Genomic DNA, 22,635 nt, shown 5'->3' with positions numbered 1-22,635 from the left:
TAGATAAGAGGTTCTTTCTGTATAGATTAGCAAAGGTGTATGCATAAAGGGAAATTAACAAATGTTAATCCCCCCAAGAATTACAACTGAGCCCTCCTTCTATATCAGCATTTTTTTGTATCTTTGAAAGCTAAATAAAGAAATCGAATTAAACATGACTGAAGAAGAAAAGATAAACGGCGAGAACAATTATTCGGCCAGCAATATTCAGGTTCTTGAAGGACTGGAGGCCGTACGTAAACGTCCCGCCATGTATATCGGAGATATCAGCGAAAAGGGTTTGCACCACTTGGTTTATGAAGTTGTTGACAACTCTATCGACGAAGCGCTGGCCGGTTATTGCGACCACATCGAAGTAACAATCAACGAAGACAACTCCATCACAGTGCAGGACAACGGCCGTGGTATTCCGGTGGACTACCACGAAAAGGAAAAGAAATCCGCATTGGAAGTCGTCATGACGGTACTCCATGCCGGAGGTAAATTCGATAAAGGTTCTTATAAAGTATCCGGTGGTCTTCACGGTGTAGGTGTATCGTGTGTGAACGCACTGTCCAAGCACATGACTACACAAGTGTTCCGCAACGGTAAGATTTTCCAGCAGGAATATTCATGCGGACATCCTCTGTACTCGGTTAAGGAAGTAGGCATGGCAGAAATCAGCGGTACCAAACAAACCTTTTGGCCGGATGAGTCTATCTTCACTGTTACCGAATATAAATATGACATCCTCGAAGCACGTATGCGCGAATTGGCTTACCTGAACAAGGGTATCACCATCTCGCTTACCGACCGCCGCCAGAAAGACGAAGAAGGAAACTTCAAAAAAGAGGTGTTCCATTCGGACGAAGGAGTGAAAGAGTTTGTACGTTTTCTGAACCGAAACAACGACTCATTGATTGATGATGTGATTTATCTGAACACAGAAAAGAACGGTACCCCGATTGAATGTGCTATCATGTACAATACCGGTTATCGTGAAAGTCTGCATTCTTATGTCAACAATATCAACACGATAGAAGGCGGAACGCACGAAGCGGGATTCCGCAGTGCACTGACACGTGTACTTAAAAAATATGCAGAAGACATCAAGGCATTGGAGAAGGCCAAAGTTGAAATCTCGGGAGAAGACTTCCGCGAAGGTTTGATTGCCGTTATCTCTGTAAAAGTAGCCGAACCGCAATTTGAAGGGCAAACCAAGACCAAACTGGGCAACAGCGAAGTCAGCGGAGCCGTAAACCAAGCAGTAGGTGAAGCACTTACCTATTATTTGGAAGAGCATCCGAAAGAAGCAAAACAAATTGTAGACAAAGTGATTTTGGCTGCCACAGCCCGCATTGCCGCACGTAAAGCACGCGAATCTGTTCAGCGAAAAAGCCCGATGGGTGGTGGCGGACTGCCGGGCAAACTTGCCGACTGCTCCAGCCGTAATCCTGAAGAATGTGAATTATTCCTTGTCGAGGGTGACTCTGCAGGCGGTTCTGCCAAACAAGGACGCAGTCGTGCCACTCAAGCTATCCTGCCATTGAGAGGTAAGATTCTGAATGTGGAAAAAGCAATGTGGCACAAAGCATTTGAAAGCGATGAGGTAAACAATATCATCACCGCATTGGGGGTACGTTTCGGTGTGGACGGTGACGATGACAGCAAAAAAGCAAATATTGACAAACTGCGTTATCATAAAGTCGTAATCATGACCGATGCCGATGTCGATGGTTCGCACATCGACACTCTTATCATGACGCTGTTCTACCGCTATATGCCGGAAATTATCGAAAACGGCCACTTATATATTGCAAATCCGCCCCTCTACAAATGCAGTAAAGGTAAGATCAGCGAATATTGCTATACTGAAGAAGCCCGCCAGGAATTTATCCGAAAATATGGTGATGGTCAGGAGAACGGTATCCATACACAGCGATACAAAGGTTTGGGTGAAATGAATCCCGAACAGCTTTGGGAAACAACGATGAATCCCGAAACTCGTATCCTGAAACAAGTAACAATAGAAAATGCCGCAAACGTGGATTATATCTTCTCAATGTTGATGGGAGATGATGTAGGTCCGCGCCGCGAGTTCATAGAGAAAAACGCGACGTATGCGAATATCGACGCGTAATAGTTGTATTCAACTAAATATTTAAAAATTAAAAAAAAACCAATCCTCACATCTTACAATTTGAGGTAGTCCCGACTCTTCACCGAGTCGGGACTTTTTATATACATTCTCCCCCTTCCACACACAAAGCTCTCTGCTTTTCATTTATATTTCATTTCCTTTTCCCAAAGAGTACCATAGTATTTCCTTTTGCCATTTTTATCGATGAAATGGGGGAAAACAGACGAATGCAAACAAAAAGGGAACTTCGGACAAACATTCTTTTTCTTATAATTTCAATCACTTGATGAAGATTATATGCAGGAAAGTCTTAATTTTGGAACATTAAACTATTTGGAATATAAACCATTAATAAGATAATAACATGAAACTCACATTCCGAATCGAATACCGCACCGCCTGGGGAGAAATGCTCGGCGCAACCTTATGCGGCAACGATAACCAACCAATCATGCTCAGCACCGGAGACGGAATCCGCTGGGAAGGCAGTGCCGAAATGACAGACGCCCCCGCAGGCATCCCTATCTCCTACCGTTATGGAGTTTATCGCGACGGACAATGTATCCGGCGGGAAAGTGGAACGATGCCCCACATTTTCTGTCCCGGAAAAAAAAGAAACTGTCATTATATCTTAGATGACTTTTGGAAAGACCTTCCACAAGAATCCTATTTATATAGTTCTGCATTCAGCGGTGACTACCAATCTGCCAACAGTATAAAGACAATGGCTCCTGCCGATTGCAGTATTACGTTCCGCGCACTCTGTCCCTGCTTGCATCACAAACACCAACAGCTGGGAATTTGCGGACGCGGTGCCGCATTGGGCAACTGGGACTGCAAACAAACTGTATTGATGGAAGAAATCCAAGCTAATGAATGGACGGTGACACTGAATGCCGCCAGTCTGGAATTCCCACTGGAATACAAATTTGTAGCCTGCAATGCCGATACAAAAGAAGTGGAAGAGTGGGAGGCCCACAATAACCGCCTGCTCTGCATCGATGGAATGAAAAAAGGAGAAATCTACCTCACTCCCGAATCCGAAGTCCGTTTCACTTCTTCTGCACGCAAGGTAGCAGGTACTGCCATTCCGGTCTTCTCGTTACGCAGCGAAGGAAGTTTTGGCGTAGGCGACTTCGGTGATTTGAAGAAGCTGATAGACTGGGCAGTGAGCACCCACCAGCAAGCCATACAGATTCTTCCCATCAATGACACCACCATTACCAATACATGGATGGACTCTTATCCCTACAACAGCATTTCAATTTATGCATTCCATCCCATGTACATCGACCTGCGTCAGCTGGGCAAGTTGAAAGATAAAGAAGCCTTGGCTTTCTATGAAGAAAAACGAAAAGAGCTGAATGCCCTTCCCCAAATCGACTATGAAGCGGTGAACAACACCAAACGAGCCTATCTGAAATCAATGTACCAACAAACGGGGAAAAAAGTGCTGGCTTCTGCCGAGTTCAAAAAGTTCTTCAAAGAAAATGAACATTGGCTACTCCCCTACGCTGCTTTCTCTTATTTAAGAGATCAATATGGTACTCCCAATTTCAGCCAATGGCCCGAGCATAATGAATATCATGCAGATGAAATAGCCGCCATGTGCATACCCGAAAGCGACTGTTACGAAGAAATTGCTTTCTATTATTATATACAATACAACCTACACATCCAATTATTGGATGCCGGCAATTATGCACGCGAAAAGGGCATTATCTTTAAAGGAGATATCCCCATCGGAATCAGCCGCAATAGTGTGGAAGCCTGGATTGAGCCTTATTATTTCAATATGAACGGACAAGCCGGTGCACCGCCCGATGCATTCTCCACTAACGGACAGAACTGGGGGTTCCCCACATACAATTGGGATGTAATGGAAAAGGATGATTACCAATGGTGGCAGAAGCGTTTCCGCAAAATGGCAGAATACTTTACCGCCTACCGCATCGACCACATCTTGGGCTTCTTCCGCATTTGGGAGATTCCCTCCCATTCGGTTCATGGCTTACTGGGACAGTTTGTACCTGCTCTGCCAATGAGCGTAGACGAAATACAAAGCTATGGGCTGACCTTCCAAAAAGATTTCATGACAAAACCGTTCATCAATGAAAACATCCTGAACCGCATTTTTGGTGAGAAAGCCGATAGGGTGAAAGAGACATTTGTGCAACACTGCCACGATGATATTTATGAAATGCGTTCTGAATTTGATACACAGCGTAAGGTAGAAGCCTACTTTGCCGAACGGAAAGACGAAGAAAGCAGAAATATATGCGAAGGGCTGTATACACTAATCAGCAATGTACTTTTCGTACCTGACCGTAAACACCCTTCCATGTACCATCCACGCATCGCCGTGCAGAACGATTTCATCTTTGAAGTGTTGAGCCCGGAAGAGAAGGAAGTGTTTAACCGCCTTTATAACCACTATTATTATCAACGTCATAACCAGTTCTGGTATCAGGAAGCGATGAAGAAACTACCTATCCTGACACAATCTACATCGATGCTGGTATGTGGTGAAGACTTGGGTATGGTGCCCGACTGTGTACCTTGGGTAATGGAACAGTTGCAGATACTCAGCCTTGAAATTCAGCGTATGCCTAAAAATCCCCAACACGAATTCGGTCATGTATGGGAGTATCCTTATCGTTCGGTTTGCACCATTTCTACCCATGACATGGCTACATTGCGCGGCTGGTGGGAAGAAGATTACGAACAGACTTGCCGCTATTACAACCAAGTGCTGGGACATTGGGGCGAAGTGCCCACAGCCGCACCGGGATGGGTTTGCGAAGAAATTGTGCGCAACCATTTGGAATGTCCGTCTTTGCTCTGTATCCTGTCATTCCAAGACTGGTTATCGATGGACGAGGAAATCCGTTACCCGAATGTAGACGCCGAACGGATTAATGTACCGGCCAACCCGCGCCATTATTGGAGATACAGAATGCATCTCACTCTGGAAGAGTTGATGAAGAGCAACAAGTTTAATGAAAAGATGAAAGAAATGATTGACGCCGCAGGCAGATTCTAACTCATATCAATATCATGAAGAAAATACCGGATTTAGGATTTTGGAAACTATGGAACATTAGTTTCGGATTCTTTGGCGTACAAATAGCCTACGCTTTGCAAAGTGCTAATATAAGCCGCATCTTTTCCACACTGGGGGCAGACCCTCACGACTTAAGTTACTTTTGGATTCTTCCACCATTGGCAGGAATCATCGTACAACCTATCATCGGTGCTTTGAGCGACCGCACCTGGACACGTTTCGGACGACGTATTCCTTACCTGTTTGTGGGGGCACTCGTTGCGGTGTGTGTCATGTGCCTGTTGCCGAATGCGGGAAGCTTCGGAATGAGTGTCAGTGCCGCCATGATTTTTGGCCTGGTATCTTTGATGTTTCTCGATACTTCCATCAATATGGCTATGCAACCTTTTAAAATGATGGTAGGCGATATGGTCAACGAGAAGCAGAAAGGACTTGCCTATTCCATTCAAAGTTTCCTTTGTAATGCAGGAAGTTTGGCAGGATATCTGTTTCCGTTTATCTTCGCGGCAATCGGTATCAGCAATATCGCCCCCAAGGGAGTCGTGCCTGATTCTGTCATCTATTCTTTCTATATCGGAGCATTCATCCTGATACTTTGCGTCCTTTATACATCGGCCAAAGTGAAGGAATTCCCACCGGAAGAATATGCAGAATATCACGGCATTACCAATGAAGAGAAGAAGGAAAGAACAAATATGTTCAAGCTGTTGCTCAAAGCACCGAAAGCTTTTTGGACGGTAGGCTTGGTGCAATTCTTCTGTTGGGCAGCCTTTATGTTTATGTGGACTTACACCAATGGAACTGTGGCATTGAATGTCTTTGACACTCCTACGGTGGAAACAATGGCAGAAGGTACAGCGAAAGTAGTCCTCGATACTCAATCCATACAATATCAGAATGCTGCCGACTGGGTGGGTATTCTGTTTGCGGTACAGGCAATCGGCTCAGTCATTTGGGCGGCGGTGATTCCGGTGATTAAAAACAAAAAGTTTGCCTATGTACTCAGCTTGGTGCTGGGAGGCATTGGTTTCATCTCTGTTTTATTCATCCACAATCAATATGCATTATTTGCATCCTTTGCCCTGATTGGCTGTGCATGGGCGGCAATGTTGGCTTTGCCTTTCACTATCCTGACCAATGCGTTGACAGGAGGGCACATGGGTACTTATTTGGGGCTCTTTAACGGAACCATCTGCATCCCGCAAATCGTAGCCGCTTCATTGGGAGGAATGATATTGAAAATGTTTACCACGGCAGGCAACGTTGCCCCGGAAGTCAACATGCTGGTATTGGCAGGTATATTCCTCATTATCGGTGCAGGGTGTGTAGGCATTATTAAAGAGAAACAGTAACCGACAAGGACATTATAAAACACGTTAGTACGCATCGCCTCATGCATACTAACGTGTAAGCCCATACATACGGAAGCAAAGGTCCACACATACGTACGTATAGAGTGATGCGTCAGTCCGCATTATAAATTCATCACATCGTGCTCGAATTGTTCTTTATCTCCTATTGCCTTATTCCTTATCTTACTGCGATAGTTGTATATCGTAGCCAAAGAATAACCCAAGAAATGGGCAATCTTATTACTGTCTGTCACCCCCAGGCGAATCAAAGCGAAGATGCGAAGTTCGGTAGTCAACAATTCGCCCGACTTAGGATATATTCTTCCCTCCTCTATCAATAATTTATTAAAAGAGGCAATAAAATGAGGAAATAATTCCAAGAAAGACTTATCAAATTCATTATAAAAGGCTTTCCGTTCATCACGGATAAACTGTTCAGACTTAATGGCTTTAAACAAATCATCTATACGGGATGCCATCGCCATTTTTGCCAATGAACGACGATAGAGTTCCAGCTTATCAAGATAAATCACACATCTGTCCAGGTAACGGGCAATATACACTTCCTTTATCTTACCGGTCTGCTCCAATTCATCATTTACATCAGTCAATCGCTTGTTAGCCTGACTTAAATCTCTACGCATAGCCGATAATTTTTTCATCCATCTATACAGATAGAAAATGGCAGCAATGAGAAAAAGAGACAAAAGGCTGACACTTATCAACAAAGCACGAGAGATCTGCCGCTCTCTCTGTTCCTTCAACTTATAAGCCTTGTCAATAATAGGAAAGAACTGAGTTACTTCAATAAAGCGCAACCGGGCATTGCACGAAACAGCATCTTCCATCGAACAATTCAGATATTTGTACGCACGGTCTATATCTCCTTTTTCATACATTAATTGAGCCAGTTTCTGCAAAGACGCATACTCTTTAGTAGCAGACTGCAAATCAACCACAGCAGTCAAAGCCAAATAATAAATCTGTTTATCCATATCCTCAGTCACATCATACACCTCGGACAACGTATAATAGATGTATGCCTTCTGCCGCTCATCAGGATTCTTCTTCAACAGCCCATTCAGGATAACCAGTGAACTATCCGGTTTGCCTGCCACCATGTACTTCTCCGCCAGTACGATATCTCTGTCCACTCCCTGACGCGCTGTTGCCAGAATAGAATCACGATAAACGTCTGTCTTCTCCAGATACTTCTGTTTTTCCTCCGCATTGGTCGTATAATCGGCCACCCAACCATAATAAGCCCGGAAAGTACGGTAATAATAGTTCAACGGTCCCAATTCCAATGCCTGTGGATTAATCTGCCTCAACTGTTCCAATGCCTCATTATACATGCCCATCACTCCCATCACCTCAGCACGATTAATGATAATCTCATTCTTCAACTCGGGTTTATCAAGCAAAGGAAGCAAACGCATTTTCTCATTTATATAATATAAAGAAGAATCGGCCTGATAATGCAGATAGAGATAAAAAAGCGAACCGCAGAGTTCATACTTTTCTTCATTGTTCCCAGACCGGTGAAGACGAGCCTTTATTTCATCAATTTCTTTTTCTTTATGCACATGAAAAGAATACTTTTCCTCTATGACCCTATCCAACTCTTTCAGTACAGATTCATTCAATCCGTTATCAGCCATCAAGCTCAACGGGTAGATAAAAAGGAACAATATAAGACAATATGTGATTTTTCTCATTCCGTATTAATTAAGTATTACACAAATATATAAAGATAAGTAATTAAAATAAAGAAAAACAAGAAATATATTTTCATATCCATTTATATTTTCTACCCAATCAAGGGATACAGACCCCCTAATAATCAATTATATAACATAAAAGAGCATTTATATTTTTATTCCAACCTTAAAAAGAGATTCTTTACTCTCCTACATTTGCAATACCAAGCAAACCGAATAACATTAAATACTATATATTATGAAAAGAAGCTTTATACTTATGACACTGCTCGCACTCTTCGGCTTACAGCACCCCACGTCTGCAGCCATTATTAAAAAAGTTGCCCCGACCTTTTGGTGGGCAGGTATGAAAAATCCCGAGTTACAAGTATTATTATATGGCGAGAACATCTCGTCAAGTGATGTGAGTATTTCCGCCAAAGACATTCTCTTGAAAGAGGTAGTCAAACAAGAGAATCCGAACTATCTTCTCTTATATATGGATTTGTCGGAAGCGGCTCCCCAATCTTTCAATATAACTTTGAAACAAGGTAAAAAAGAAACTGTTGTCCCTTACGAAATTAAACAACGTAGAAACGATGCTTCTGATGTAAAAGGATTCAATGCCGGTGATGTACTTTATCTGATTATGCCGGACCGTTTTTCCAATGGTGACCCTTCGAACGATATTATCCCGGGAATGCTCGAATCAAAAGTAGACCGTAATGAACCGTTTGCACGCCATGGCGGTGACTTGAAAGGTATCGAAAATCATTTGGATTACTTGGACAATTTGGGTATCACTGCCATCTGGCTCAACCCTATCCAGGAAAATGATATGAAAGAAGGTTCATACCATGGCTATGCCATCACCGATTACTATCAGGTAGACCGCCGCTTCGGTAACAATGAAGAATTCCGCAAACTGGTAGATGCGGCTCACGCCAAAGGCATGAAAGTGGTGATGGACATGATATTCAATCATTGCGGCAGCGAGAACTACCTGTTCAAGGATATGCCTTCAAAAGACTGGTTCAATTTCAGAGGAAATTATGTACAGACTTCTTATAAAACCGCCAGTGTACAAGATATACATGCCGCCGACTATGAGCGTAAATTAGCAGTCGACGGTTGGTTCACCGAATCAATGCCCGACTTCAACCAACGCAATCGCCACGTAGCCAACTATCTGATTCAAAGCAGTATTTGGTGGATTGAATATGCAGGTATCAACGGAATTCGCCAAGATACGCATCCCTACGCAGACTTCGATATGATGTCTCACTGGTGTAAAGCCGTCAACGAGGAGTATCCCGACTTCAACATCGTGGGCGAAACCTGGCTCAACAGCAATGTACTCGTTTCCTTCTGGCAAAAAGACAGCAAACTTGCCGCACCCAGAAACTCAAATCTCCGCACAGTGATGGACTTCCCTTTAATGGAGCACATGAATCGGGCTTTTGATGAAGAGACCACCGATTGGAGTGGAGGATTATTCCGTCTTTATGATTATCTGACACAAGACCTTGTCTATGCCGACCCCATGAATCTGCTGATATTCCTCGACAACCACGATACTTCACGCTTCTATCGCAATGATGAAGACACCAAAAATCTGAACCGCTACAAACAAGCACTTGCTTTCTTGTTTACCACCCGCGGTATCCCTCAGATTTATTATGGGACAGAGATATTGATGGCGGCAGACAAAGCGAATGGTGACGGGCTTCTCCGTTGTGACTATCCCGGCGGATGGCAAAGCGATCTGCACAATTGTTTCCAAAACGCCAATCGCACCGCCCGGCAAAGAGAAGCATTTGACTATATGCAGAAACTGCTGCAATGGAGAAAAGGAAATGAAGCCATCGCCAAAGGAACGCTAAAACATTTCGCTCCCAATAAAGGAATATATGCATACGAAAGAAAATATGGGAACAAATCGGTTACTGTATTCATGAATGGAAACGACAAGGAACAGAGTATTGATTTAACTCCTTATAAAGAAATATTGCCAAAGGCATCCGCCTTGGATGTATTGACGGGCACAAAGATTGGATTAGGAAAAGAATTAACGCTCTCCGGTCGCGGAATATTGATTTTAGAGTTCTGATACAGTTCACTTTGATTTATATTTATCAGATATTGCAAATATACTAACCACATAATAATCAGAGATATAATATTTATAACAAGACAAATGCATTTATATTTTTATTCTTGTGCAATCTTTGAATATACAAGATTCTTACATTTGCAATATCCGAAACAAAACAGAGTTAGGAAACTTGTTAGCTTATAATTTAATACCATAGTTATATGAAAATTAAAAAGAAACTTTCACTCATTGCATTCATTTGCATTTCATTCATAGCAAATGCACAGCAAAAACTTACATCACCGGATGGCAACCTGGCAATGATTTTCCACCTAAACGGAGAAGGTACCCCCATTTATGAACTGACTTATAAACAAAAGCCTGTCATCAAACCCAGTAAGCTGGGACTGGAACTGAAAAAAGAAGATGCCGATGCTAAGACAGACTTTGAGTGGACAGCCCGTAAAGATGCCGACAAACTTGATTCTAAAACAAACCTATATAATGGATTTGAACTGAAGGATGCCCAAACTTCTACTTTTGACGAAACTTGGCAACCGGTATGGGGAGAGGAAAAAGAAATTCGCAATCATTACAATGAGTTGGCAGTAACCCTGAACCAACCGGCAAACGATAGATATATCATCATACGTTTCCGCCTTTTCAATGATGGACTGGGCTTCCGCTACGAATTCCCCCAGCAGAAGAACCTGAATTATTTTGTTATCAAAGAAGAACATTCACAATTCGGTATGGCGGGAGACCATACTGCCTATTGGATTCCCGGAGATTATGATACGCAGGAATACGACTATACCGTTTCCCGTTTGTCAGAAATCAGAGGTTTGATGAAGACAGCCATTACCTCCAACTCTTCACAAACTCCGTTCTCGCCTACAGGCGTTCAGACGGCTTTGATGATGAAGACGAATGACGGACTGTATATCAATCTCCATGAGGCTGCATTAATCGATTATGCCTGTATGCATCTGAATCTGGATGATAAGAACATGGTATTCGAATCATGGCTGACCCCTGACGCACAAGGTGACAAAGGATATATGCAAACACCTTGTTCTTCACCGTGGCGCACCGTCATCGTGAGTGATGACGCACGCAATATCCTTGCTTCACGCATTACTTTAAACTTGAATGAACCTTGCAAAATTGAAGATACATCATGGATTAAACCGGTGAAATATATCGGTGTTTGGTGGGATATGATTACCGGCAAAGGCTCTTGGGCTTACACAGACGAACTTTCCAGCGTGAAATTGGGAGAAACCGATTATTCTAAAACCAAACCTAACGGAAAGCATTCTGCAAACACAGCTAATGTGAAACGATACATTGATTTTGCGGCTCAGCACGGTTTTGACCAAGTATTGGTAGAGGGATGGAACGAAGGTTGGGAAGACTGGTTTGGCAAAAGCAAAGATTATGTTTTCGACTTTGTGACCCCTTATCCCGACTTTAATGTGAAAGAACTTCAGAACTATGCGGCAAGTAAAGGTGTTAAACTAATGATGCATCATGAAACTTCGGCTTCTGTACGTAACTACGAACGACACATGGACAAAGCTTACCAATTTATGGCCGATAATGGTTATAACTCGGTAAAGAGTGGTTATGTGGGCAACATCATCCCTCGTGGAGAACACCATTACGGACAATGGATGGACAACCATTATCTCTATGCGGTAAAGAAAGCAGCCGATTATAAAATCATGGTAAATGCACATGAAGCAGTACGTCCTACCGGTATTTGCCGTACTTATCCTAACCTGATAGGCAACGAGTCGGCTCGCGGAACAGAATATGAATCGTTTGGTGGAAATAATGTTAATCATACTACCATACTTCCGTTTACCAGACTGATTGGAGGTCCGATGGATTACACTCCGGGCATCTTTGAAACACATTGCAACAAGATGAACCCGACGAATAATTCACAAGTACGCTCCACACTGGCACGGCAGTTGGCATTATACGTCACCATGTATAGTCCATTGCAAATGGCTGCTGACATTCCCGAAAACTACGAACGCTTCATGGACGCGTTCCAGTTTATCAAAGATGTGGCAATCGATTGGGACGAAACCAAATATCTGGAAGCTGAACCGGGAGATTATATCACCATTGCCCGCAGAGCCAAGGGAACCAATGACTGGTATATCGGCTGCACAGCTGATGAAAACGGTCATACTTCCAAACTGACATTTGATTTCCTTGAACCGGGAAAACAATATATCGCTACTGTCTATGCCGATGCGAAAGATGCCGACTGGAAAGACAATCCGCAGGCATATACCATTCGCAAAGGTATTGTGACCGGCAAGAGCAAATTAAACTTGCGTGCAGCCAGTGGCGGCGGTTATGCAATCAGTATCAAAGAGGTGAAAGATAAATCAGAGGTAAAAGGAATAAAGAGGTTATAAATTAATTGTGATTATTGAGAAAACCGTTTTCAATAGGTATTTATTAAAGTAAAAAACATGAATAAATAACTTAACTTTAAATTTAAAGACATGAAAAGAAACGTGATGTTTAAAATCCTACTCATGATAGTAGTGGGATTGTTCTTGTCCCTAGACGCATTTGCCCAACAAATGACGGTTAAAGGAATTGTCAAAGATACAACCGGCGAGCCGATTATCGGTGCTAACGTTGTAGTAAAAGGAAGTAGTAACGGTACAATTACCGATTTCGAAGGCAACTTCCAGTTCAACGCCAATAAAGGCGATATTATTGTGATTTCATTTATCGGTTACCAAGCACAGGAAGTACCTGCTGCTGCCAACCTGAACATTATTCTGAAAGACGATACACAGTTATTGCAGGACGTTGTAGTCATTGGTTATGGTACCGTTAAGAAGAATGATGCAACCGGCTCTGTAACAGCCATCAAACCGGACCAGCTGAGCAAAGGTATCACTACCAATGCACAAGACATGTTGTCCGGTAAGGTTGCCGGTGTAAGCGTTATTTCCAACGACGGTGCTCCCGGCAGCGGTGCCCAGATTCGTATCCGTGGCGGTTCCTCTTTGAATGCCAGCAACGACCCGCTATTGGTTATTGATGGATTGGCTATTGATAATCAAGGAATCAAAGGTATGTCAAACGGCCTGTCAATGGTTAACCCTGAAGATATCGAAACTTTCACCGTGCTAAAAGATGCTTCTGCAACAGCTATCTACGGTTCACGTGCATCCAACGGTGTCATTATCATCACCACCAAAAAAGGAAAGAACGGACAAGCGCCGAAAATAAACTACAATGGTTCAATTTCTTTGGCTACCACTCAAAAGCGTTATGACGTATTGGATGGTAATGAATACCGTGCTTATGCCCAGCAGTTATGGGGAGATAAATATCCTGCAGAAATGGATACAGCCAATACAGACTGGCAAGACCAGATTTTCCGTACTGCCGTAAGCACCGACCATCATATCTCTATTACCGGTGGACTTAAGAACGTTCCGTATCGCGTATCTGTCGGTTATACTAATGAAAATGGTATTATTAAAACCTCCAACTTCCAGCGCTTGACCGCGTCTGTCAATCTTGCTCCATCATTCTTTAACGACCATTTGAAATTCAATATCAACGCCAAATATATGTATGGTAGAAATCGTTATGCCGATGCGGGTGCAGCCGTAGGCGGTGCATTATCTATTGCTCCTACTCATCCTGTTTATGGAACAGGAGATGCGTTTAAATTCTCAGGCGGTTATTGGCAGAATATGCAAGCTACAGACGGTTTCAGTGATAAAGACTGGACTTATACGACAGATAAAAACACTCCTCAAAACCCATTGGCTGCACTGGAACAACGTAATAAAAAAGCAAACAGCAACGACTTTGTAGGCAATGTAGAAGTAGACTATAAAGTTCATTTCTTGCCGGACTTGCGTCTCCATGCCAGCATCGGCGGTGAATATGCAGACGGTAATGAACGTGAAATTGTTTCTCCATACTCATACACCAATAACTATTACGGATGGAACGGATTATCTACCCAGTACAAGTATAATATATCCTATAATGCTTATGCACAATACATCAAGTCCCTTGGCGCACATGATTTCGACATCATGGTCGGTGGTGAGGAGCAACATTTCCATCGTAATGGCGCTGACGGTGTAGGTCAAGGATGGGATTCTTATAAAAACGAACCGGTGGATCAAGCATTGCGCAGTCAAAAAGCTTATGCAACACGCAATACGCTGGTTTCTTTCTTCGGACGTTTAAACTACTCCTTACTGAACCGCTATTTATTCACGTTCACCATGCGCTGGGATGGTTCTTCACGGTTTAGCAGTGACAACCGCTGGGGTACATTCCCTTCATTAGCTTTAGGCTGGAAGATGAAAGAAGAAAACTTCCTGAAAAACGTGAACTTCCTTTCCGATTTGAAACTTCGTCTTGGTTGGGGTATCACAGGACAGCAGGATATAGGTGATGACTTTGCTTTCCTTCCTCTGTATGTGACAAGCGATGATTATGCACAATATCCTTTCGGTGACACTTATTACAGTTCTTCACGCCCCAAGGCTTTCAACACAGATTTGAAATGGGAAAAAACAACTACCTGGAACGGCGGTTTGGATTTTGGTTTCCTGAATGGAAGAATATCAGGTGCTATCGATGGATACTATCGTGAAACAGAGGACTTGCTGAACAGTGTCAAGATTCCTGTAGGAACTAATTTCAATGCACAGATGATGAAGAATATCGGTTCATTAAAGAATTATGGTGTAGAATTCTCCATCAATGCCAAACCAATTGTATCCAAAGACTTTACATGGGATTTAACTTACAATGTTACTTGGAACCACAACGAAATTACGAAGCTGAACGGTGGTGATGATAGTGACTATTATGTTGAAACCGGTGATAAGATATCCAGAGGTAACAATACCAAAGTTCAAGCAAATAAAGTAGGACATGCAGCCAACGCATTCTATGTTTACCAGCAAGTTTACGATGAAAACGGAAAGCCTATCGAAAATATGTTCGTAGACCGCAACGGTGATGGCAAGATCAACAGTGCCGACAAATATATCTATAAGAAACCGGCTGCCGACGTATTGATGGGTCTGACTTCCAAAATGCTGTATAAAGACTGGGACTTCAGCTTCTCTTTGCGTGCAAGCCTCAACAACTATGTTTATTATGACTTCTTGAGCAATAAGGCGAATGTCAGTGCTTCCGGACTGTATACTAACAATGCATACGTCAACACGACCAAAGAAGCCATAGCTCTTGGTTTCACAGGAAAAGGCGAATACTATATGAGTGACTATTTTGTTCGTAACGCTTCATTCATCCGTTGTGACAATATCACATTGGGATATTCTTTCAAAAACTTACTCCGGTCACAGGCCTATCAAGGAGTGGGCGGCCGTGTATTTGCTACCGTACAGAACCCGTTCGTTATCTCTAAATACAAAGGACTCGATCCGGAAATCAAAAGTGGTATAGACAGTAACCCATACCCCAGAGCAACGACATTCTTATTAGGTCTTAGCCTTCAATTTTAACTTAACTTTAAAACGAAATAATCATGAAAACAAGATATTTTAAAAAGATATTTGCCTCAGCACTGATGGTTACTGCCATTCTGGGCACCAGTTCGTGCATTAATGATTTGGATATTAGTCCTATTGATCCTCAATATGCGCCCAGCTTTGACCAAAATGATGTATTCGTAAAAGAATATGCATTATTAGGCTTGACAGGACAAAAAGGACCGGCCGGATCAGCCGACCTCGACGGACAAGATGAAGGTGAATCAGGATTTTACCGTACCATCTTTAACTGCAACGAATTACCAAGTGATGAATGTATCTGGGCTTGGCAAACCGACACAGATATCCCTCAGCTGACAAACATCAGTTGGAACTCTTCCAGTATCCGCACCGAATGGACATACGTCCGCTTGGGATACAATATTACACAACTCAACTTCTTCCTTGACCAGACAGAAGGAAAAGACGATGAAGAAACAATGCGTCAACGCTCCGAAGTCCGCTTCCTGCGTGCATTACATTATTTCTACTTCCTTGATTTATTTGGTAAAGCACCTTTTAAAGAACACTTTAACAACGAGCTTCCGGTTGAAAAGAAAGGCAGCGATTTATATGACTACATCCAAAATGAGTTAAGCCAATGCGAAAGCGCAATGTATGAACCACGCCAAGCCCCGTTTGGCCGTGCCGACAAAGCGGCAAACTGGTTGCTGCGCGCACGTCTGTATCTGAATGCAGAAGTATATACCGGCAAAGCTGACTATGCCAACGCAAGAGATTATGCAGACAAAGTAATCAATTCATCTTATAAGCTATGTCCCGAATATCGTTTATTGTTCATGGCGGATAACGATGAAAACGCACAGGCGATGCAAGAAATTATCCTGCCTATCCGCCAGGATGGTATCAAAACACGTAATTATGGAGGGTCCACTTATTTAGTTAATGGTACCCGCACTGCCGGCATGCCACGTATGGGAACTACCAATGGATGGTCTTGTATCTTTTCACGCGCTGCATTAGTTAAAAAATTCTTCCCTGATCTTTCTCAAGTGCCGATGTTACCCGGCGACATTGAAGTGCCTGCAGCAGGAGAAATCAACACGGATGAAAAAATAGATGCTTTCGATGCCCAATATGGCACAAGAACAATAGATATGATCAAAGCGGCAGGCGATGACCGCGCCATGTTCTATTCAGGAATCGGTGGCGGTATCCGCAAAATCGAAACTGATGTCATATCCGGTTTTAAAGATGGATTATCTATCGTAAAATGGCAAAATATCCGCTCAGACGGACAGCCGACACATCATACCGAATATCCCGATACCGATATTCCTTTGATGCGTTTGTCTGAAGCCTATTTGACCCGAGCTGAAGCCAAATTCCGCCTGGGAGAAGATGCAACCGAAGATATCAATACCCTCCGCAGACGCGCCAACTGTACCAGACTTGTTCAGACAGTGACCGAAAAAGAGATTATTGACGAATGGGCACGTGAGTTCTATCTGGAAGGACGCCGTCGTTCGGACTTGATCCGTTTCGATATGTTCACTAGCAATAAATATTTATGGGACTGGAAAGGTGGAGCAGCAACCGGAACTTCTGTTTCTTCTTTCTACAATGTTTATCCTATCCCGGCATCGGATATGAATAACAATCCGAATATGTCACAAAACACAGGATATTAATCAGTAGTTTCCGTTTAACAATTAAAGTATGTATATTATGAAAAAGATATTCAACATATTGCTTCTTGCTGTATTCACCCTGTCCGTGTTTACAGCATGCGAAAAGGACGACGATAGCAATCCCGTTCTAAAAGAGCCTACCACCTTTTCACTCAACCTGCCGCCATATGCAGCCAACAATATCTACGACTTGAAAAATGCGAAGACAGTGGAATTGACTTGTTCACAGCCAGATTATGGTTTTCCGGCTGCTACAACATACAGTGTTCAGGTGGCGCTTAATTCTGAATTTACAGAAAAGACAGAAGAAAGTGAAGCAAACTATACCGAATTGACTACAACTTATTCTACAGCCAAAATGGATGTAGTGGCATCTGAACTGAATACGGCTATCATAGAATTATGGACTGCCCAGAATGAAGGAGCCGATTTCCCGACTACACCAATCAGCGTCTTTATCCGCCTGAAGGCTACCATTACAGATAGTGACCGGGGAGTGTGCATTTCTAATGTGATAGAATTGCTGAAAGTACTGGGCAACGCATCCACCGACAAGTTAGAAGCCCCCCAAACCATGTTCCTCGTTGGTTCTATGCTCGACACAGAATGGACTATCTGGAAACCAATGGTACAAGTCAGCGGATTGGACGGACAATTCTGGAGACTCATTTATTTCACAGCCGGTGATGAATTCAAGTTCGGAACCAAAGAAAAAGAATACATCGGTTCGGACGATACCCGTTTAACAATCACAGACAAAGCCGAGTCCGGTGTTATCGGCACCAACAGCGGTAATATAACTGTCAAAAACGCCGGTTGGTATGTAGTATTTATCAAAGCGGCAGTAAAAGGCAGTGATTATACATTTACCATGACATTCTATCCGGGCGAAGTATATCTGTTCGGAGCAACCAATGGAGGAACATGGGACTATAACGACACTTGGAAATTTACTGCTCCCGACAATAAAGACGGTTCATTCGTGTCTCCTGCCATGACAGCAAGCGGTGAAGCCCGTATCTGTGTTAAGACAGATGTCGACTGGTGGAGAACAGAATTTACACTCTGTAACGGTGAAATCTTCTATCGCGAAAACAATCCGGTCAATGACAGTTGGGGTAAAGATGTTGGTCCTGAGTATTCTATTCAAGGAGCAGCAGGCAAGACCATCCGACTCAACTTCACAGCCGGAACAGGAGAACTAAAATAATAACCTTAAAACGAAAGATTCATCATGAAAAAGCAATTTATATACGCAGGAATGTTTCTATTTACCATAGGATTCTCTGCTTGTAATGAAGACTTCAAGGACTGGGCTGCCCCCCAGTCCAATCCCCAAGAGGATAGTGCAGAACAAATGACAGCAACTTTCACAACCGGTCAAGATGCCAATATTAGCATGGATGAAGCCACTGCCGACTCGGTAGAAATTGTAAAATTAACTTCAACTACCGCTGTGGAAGGCAGTACCATAACTCTCAGTTCTTTACTATTCAACGATGATTACTCTTTACCCTTCACGACCAAAGACGGTACTGTAAAAGTAGCCTTGACGCAACTGGACAGTATTACCCAGGAAATATATAAAAGCCGTGCCAGTGTAGCACGCAATCTGCGTGTTATAGTCAAAGCAGCAGCCACCACTCCGGCCGGAGACGGTATCCAACTTTCGGGCAATGAAGTAAATATCACGCTAAAGCCGGGAGCAACACCGGCAGTAGACCCGAAAGGTTACTATGTAGTAGGTGCATTTACCGGCTGGAATGCAGAAGGCGCCTTGCCCATGACACTCGATCCCAACAATAAGAATGTCTATACATTGGAAACCGAAACGACAGAAGCCAATCAGAACTTTAAGATTTTCCCGGCTTCCGCCATCAACGGCAAAGATATTGACTGGGCACAGGCTTTAGGCGCTCAAAAAGATGGCGACACCGCCGCCGAAAACTTCCTGACTTGGAAAGTAGGTGATAAGGAAGCAGGAGCCATCATGGTGGAAGAAGCCGGTAAAATCAAGATTACAATCAATATGACCGATTTCCGCTATTCAGTAAAAGACAACAGTGCTCCCACAGAACTCTATATGACCGGAAGCGCATATAACTGGGGCAAGATATGGAAACAGTTTGTTCCCGTCAACGACACAAAAGGTGCCTTCTGGGGCATTTACTATTTCGCTGCCGATGACCAAGTGAAATTTGCTCCGCAAGCCGACTGGGGCAATGACTTCGGTTTTGCCGCCACTATTTCGCAAGCATCTGTCGACCGTGCCGGATTGTCGGATTCTGACGGAAACATCAAAGTGGGTAAAGCAGGCTGGTATCTGGTCTATGTATCAGTCATCGGTGATAACCGGGTGGTAGAGTTTGAAACACCCAATGTATATCTGATAGGAGATACCTCTCATGACGGTTGGAACGACCAGTTGGCAGAACAAGATTTATTCACCATCCCGACAGATGCAGACGGCTCATTCGTCTCACCGGCATTCGCCAAGAACGGAGAGCTCCGTATATGCGTACACCCCGAAGCCGCCGCTACCGACTGGTGGAGAACAGAATTTATTATCCTGAATGGTAAAATCGAATACCGCGGCAATGATGGAGACCAAGAAAGAGTACAAGGAAAAGCCGGACAAAAGGCATATCTGAACTTCTCGGACAACACCGGAAAAGTAGAATAACCAGTATACAGATTTTAAAAACCCTGAAAGCCGTCCTTCGTCCAAAAGGGCGGCTTTTTCTAATCAAGTCCATCATGAAGAAATATAAATTTCCCCTTTTACCGGGGTTATTGCTATCCTGCTTATTCATCGCCTGCTCGGATGACAATAAAGAAGATTTGCCCGACCTGCAGCCGGGCGAGGGCATGAACTACTCTCCCAAAACACCGGATGCCGACCAACCGCTGACCATCACCTTCAAAGCACCGACCTCTTCCGCCCTGTTCGGATACAAGGGGGAAGTATATATCCACACCGGCGTAGTGGGCGAAGGTGACTGGCAGTATGTCCCGGCCGAATGGAACCAGAACATAGATAAATGCAAGATGACAAAGCTGGAAGAAAATATATGGAGCATCACGCTGGAACCCGACATACGCCAATGGTTTCAGTCAGGCAAGACACCGATAGAAAAACTGGGCATCGTTATCCGTAGTTCAGACGGCAGCAAGAAGGGGATTGACATCGATTCCTTTGTGAAGGTCACAGACCATAAGTACCAAGGCTTCTCGCCGGCCGAAATTAAGCATGCAGCCCTGCCCGGGAATGTGGAAGAAGGCATCAACGTCATCAACAACACCACCGTGACTCTTGTACTCTATGACAAAGACACCGAAGGCAACCACAAAGACTTTGCACACGTCCTCGGCGACTTCAACAACTGGGAACTGACCAATAAGGAGGACTGCCAGATGTGTCGCGACGATGCCGCCGGATGTTGGTGGATAACCCTGAACAACCTCAACCCGACAAAAGAATATGCATTTCAATACTATGTAGGGACCAAAGGCGGTGAAGTCATCCGTTTGGCAGATGCCTACTGCGAAAAGATTCTCGACCCGGGGCATGACGATGACATCCCGGCATCCACCTATCCCGACAACAAAAGATACCCAAAAGGCGGAAAAGGAATTGTTTCGGTATTCAAGATACAACGAGACAACTATGCCTGGAGTGTACCCGATTTCAAGATGCAACATCCCAAACAACCGGTCATTTACGAAATGCACCTGCGCGATTTCACTGCCGACCATAGTATCAGTGGCGCCCTGCAGAAATTGGATTACCTGAAAAACATGGGCGTCGACGCCATCGAGTTGATGCCTGTTCAGGAGTTTGACGGGAACGACAGCTGGGGATACAACCCGTGTTTCTTCTTCGCCCTCGATAAGGCGTATGGCACCCCAAAAATGTATAAAGACTTCATTGACGCCTGCCACCGCAAAGGCATGGCCGTCATTCTCGATGTAGTATACAACCATGCCACCGGCAACATGCCTTTTGCCCGCCTGTATTGGGACAGCGCAAAGAACAAGACCGCGCGAAACAATCCCTACTTCAACACAGACGCCCCGCATCCTTACAGCGTCTTCCAAGACTTCAACCATGAAAGTCCCTTGGTGCGCAAGTTCGTGAAGCGCAACCTGAAGTTCCTGCTGGACGAATACAAGATAGACGGTTTCCGTTTCGACCTCACCAAAGGCTTCACCCAAACCGCATCTACCGAAGCCACCGCCTCCAACTACGATGCCGCCCGCATAGCCATCCTGAAGGACTACCACTCGGCAGTGAAGGCAGCAAAGAGCGATGCCCTCGTCATATTCGAGCACTTCTGCGAAAAGAAAGAAGAACAAGAATTGGCGGCAGAAGGGATATACCTATGGCGCAACATGAACAATGCCTATTGCCAGTCTGCCATGGGTTGGAAAGAAAACAGCGGTTTCGACGGACTGTATGAGAGCACCCCTTCATGGGTGGGCTTCATGGAAAGCCATGACGAAGAGCGCATGGGCTACAAACAAACCCAATGGGGAAACGGAGTCCTCCAAACCGACCTCCCGACCCGCATCCGCCAACTGGCTGCCAACGCAGCTTTCTTTTTCACCGTTCCGGGCCCCAAGATGATATGGCAGTTCGGCGAACTGGGATATGATTTCAGCATCAACAGTAACGAAACGGGAACAGCCGTCAGCGAAGAATACCGTACATCACGCAAACCCATCCGTTGGGATTATTACGAAAATGCCACACGCAAAGAACTCTTTGAGATATATAGCCAATTAATTGACTTGCGCAATGAAAAGCCATCCTTGTTCGAAGGAAACGCCACCCTGACATGGAGAGCAGGCGCATCCGATTGGGACCAAGGACGCTCCCTCTATCTTAGCGGAATTACCGGAGAAGCTATTGCTGTTGTCGGCAACTTCAGCAATACCGATGCGGATGTTACCTTCCCGGGCCCCATAGGAGAGTGGAGAAACTACTTCACCGGACAAAACGAAACTGTAACGGAAAAAGTCACTGTTCCCGCCAATCATTTCATTCTGTATACCCGTTTCTAACCGATTCGGGCACAGAACG

General features: G+C 44.0%; 11 protein-coding genes. 10 read left to right on the top strand and 1 reads right to left on the bottom strand.

The window, feature by feature from the left end:
* Window positions 1-154: 154 nt before the first annotated feature.
* The 3 genes from gyrB to HMPREF1534_RS05435 all read left to right on the top strand — a co-directional run bounded on the left by gyrB (window position 155) and on the right by HMPREF1534_RS05435 (window position 6,535).
* Window positions 155-2,119 carry a DNA topoisomerase (ATP-hydrolyzing) subunit B gene (gyrB, locus tag HMPREF1534_RS05425; RefSeq protein WP_005942506.1) on the top strand — a complete coding sequence of 655 codons (1,965 nt, stop codon included), beginning with the start codon at window positions 155-157 and terminating at the stop codon, window positions 2,117-2,119.
* A gap of 364 nt (window positions 2,120-2,483) precedes the next feature.
* Entirely contained in the window at window positions 2,484-5,162 is a 2,679-nt protein-coding gene (locus HMPREF1534_RS05430) for a 4-alpha-glucanotransferase (protein ID WP_005942505.1), read from the top strand.
* A 14-nt stretch (window positions 5,163-5,176) separates the two neighbouring features.
* Window positions 5,177-6,535, top strand: coding sequence for an MFS transporter (locus tag HMPREF1534_RS05435; protein WP_005942504.1), 1,359 nt, complete (start codon window positions 5,177-5,179; stop codon window positions 6,533-6,535).
* 122 nt (window positions 6,536-6,657) lie between these two features.
* On the opposite strand, the gene HMPREF1534_RS05440 is transcribed toward HMPREF1534_RS05435, so the two are convergent.
* The gene (locus HMPREF1534_RS05440) at window positions 6,658-8,253 is read right to left on the bottom strand and encodes a DUF6377 domain-containing protein (RefSeq protein ID WP_005942503.1); all 1,596 of its coding nucleotides are present in this window, start codon (window positions 8,251-8,253) and stop codon (window positions 6,658-6,660) included.
* A gap of 241 nt (window positions 8,254-8,494) precedes the next feature.
* On the opposite strand from HMPREF1534_RS05440, the gene HMPREF1534_RS05445 reads away from it, so the two are divergent.
* From HMPREF1534_RS05445 to HMPREF1534_RS05475, 7 genes are all read left to right on the top strand, one after another.
* Window positions 8,495-10,345: a glycoside hydrolase family 13 protein gene (locus tag HMPREF1534_RS05445; protein ID WP_005942501.1), complete on the top strand. Its 1,851-nt coding sequence runs from the start codon at window positions 8,495-8,497 to the stop codon at window positions 10,343-10,345.
* A 206-nt stretch (window positions 10,346-10,551) separates the two neighbouring features.
* Complete coding sequence (locus HMPREF1534_RS05450; RefSeq protein ID WP_005942500.1) at window positions 10,552-12,768, top strand: glycoside hydrolase family 97 protein; 2,217 nt, start codon at window positions 10,552-10,554, stop codon at window positions 12,766-12,768.
* Window positions 12,769-12,858: 90 nt separating this feature from the next.
* Window positions 12,859-15,873 (top strand): SusC/RagA family TonB-linked outer membrane protein, encoded by a 3,015-nt coding sequence (locus tag HMPREF1534_RS05455; RefSeq protein ID WP_005942498.1) that lies wholly within the window; start codon window positions 12,859-12,861, stop codon window positions 15,871-15,873.
* Between the two features lie 23 nt (window positions 15,874-15,896).
* Entirely contained in the window at window positions 15,897-17,552 is a 1,656-nt protein-coding gene (gene susD / locus HMPREF1534_RS05460; RefSeq protein ID WP_005942496.1) for a starch-binding outer membrane lipoprotein SusD, read from the top strand.
* Window positions 17,553-17,589: 37 nt separating this feature from the next.
* Window positions 17,590-18,762 carry a SusF/SusE family outer membrane protein gene (locus tag HMPREF1534_RS05465; RefSeq protein WP_005942494.1) on the top strand — a complete coding sequence of 391 codons (1,173 nt, stop codon included), beginning with the start codon at window positions 17,590-17,592 and terminating at the stop codon, window positions 18,760-18,762.
* A 24-nt stretch (window positions 18,763-18,786) separates the two neighbouring features.
* Entirely contained in the window at window positions 18,787-20,235 is a 1,449-nt protein-coding gene (locus tag HMPREF1534_RS05470; protein WP_005942492.1) for an Outer membrane protein SusF domain-containing protein, read from the top strand.
* Window positions 20,236-20,309: 74 nt separating this feature from the next.
* Entirely contained in the window at window positions 20,310-22,616 is a 2,307-nt protein-coding gene (locus tag HMPREF1534_RS05475; protein WP_005942490.1) for an alpha-amylase family glycosyl hydrolase, read from the top strand.
* Window positions 22,617-22,635 lie beyond the last annotated feature (19 nt).

It is taken from the genome of Phocaeicola massiliensis B84634 = Timone 84634 = DSM 17679 = JCM 13223 (genome assembly GCF_000382445.1).
GTDB lineage: Bacteria > Bacteroidota > Bacteroidia > Bacteroidales > Bacteroidaceae > Phocaeicola > Phocaeicola massiliensis.
This window is presented reverse-complemented; position numbering and strand designations above follow the sequence as displayed.

Excerpts from the sequence above, each read along its gene's own strand:
- gyrB (WP_005942506.1), top strand. The coding sequence starts at position 155 with ATGACTGAAGAAGAAAAGATAAACGGCGAGAACAATTATTCGGCCAGC.
- HMPREF1534_RS05430 (WP_005942505.1), top strand. The coding sequence starts at position 2,484 with ATGAAACTCACATTCCGAATCGAATACCGCACCGCCTGGGGAGAAATG.
- HMPREF1534_RS05435 (WP_005942504.1), top strand. The coding sequence starts at position 5,177 with ATGAAGAAAATACCGGATTTAGGATTTTGGAAACTATGGAACATTAGT.
- HMPREF1534_RS05440 (WP_005942503.1), bottom strand. The coding sequence starts at position 8,253 with ATGAGAAAAATCACATATTGTCTTATATTGTTCCTTTTTATCTACCCG.
- HMPREF1534_RS05445 (WP_005942501.1), top strand. The coding sequence starts at position 8,495 with ATGAAAAGAAGCTTTATACTTATGACACTGCTCGCACTCTTCGGCTTA.
- HMPREF1534_RS05450 (WP_005942500.1), top strand. The coding sequence starts at position 10,552 with ATGAAAATTAAAAAGAAACTTTCACTCATTGCATTCATTTGCATTTCA.
- HMPREF1534_RS05455 (WP_005942498.1), top strand. The coding sequence starts at position 12,859 with ATGAAAAGAAACGTGATGTTTAAAATCCTACTCATGATAGTAGTGGGA.
- susD (WP_005942496.1), top strand. The coding sequence starts at position 15,897 with ATGAAAACAAGATATTTTAAAAAGATATTTGCCTCAGCACTGATGGTT.
- HMPREF1534_RS05465 (WP_005942494.1), top strand. The coding sequence starts at position 17,590 with ATGAAAAAGATATTCAACATATTGCTTCTTGCTGTATTCACCCTGTCC.
- HMPREF1534_RS05470 (WP_005942492.1), top strand. The coding sequence starts at position 18,787 with ATGAAAAAGCAATTTATATACGCAGGAATGTTTCTATTTACCATAGGA.
- HMPREF1534_RS05475 (WP_005942490.1), top strand. The coding sequence starts at position 20,310 with ATGAAGAAATATAAATTTCCCCTTTTACCGGGGTTATTGCTATCCTGC.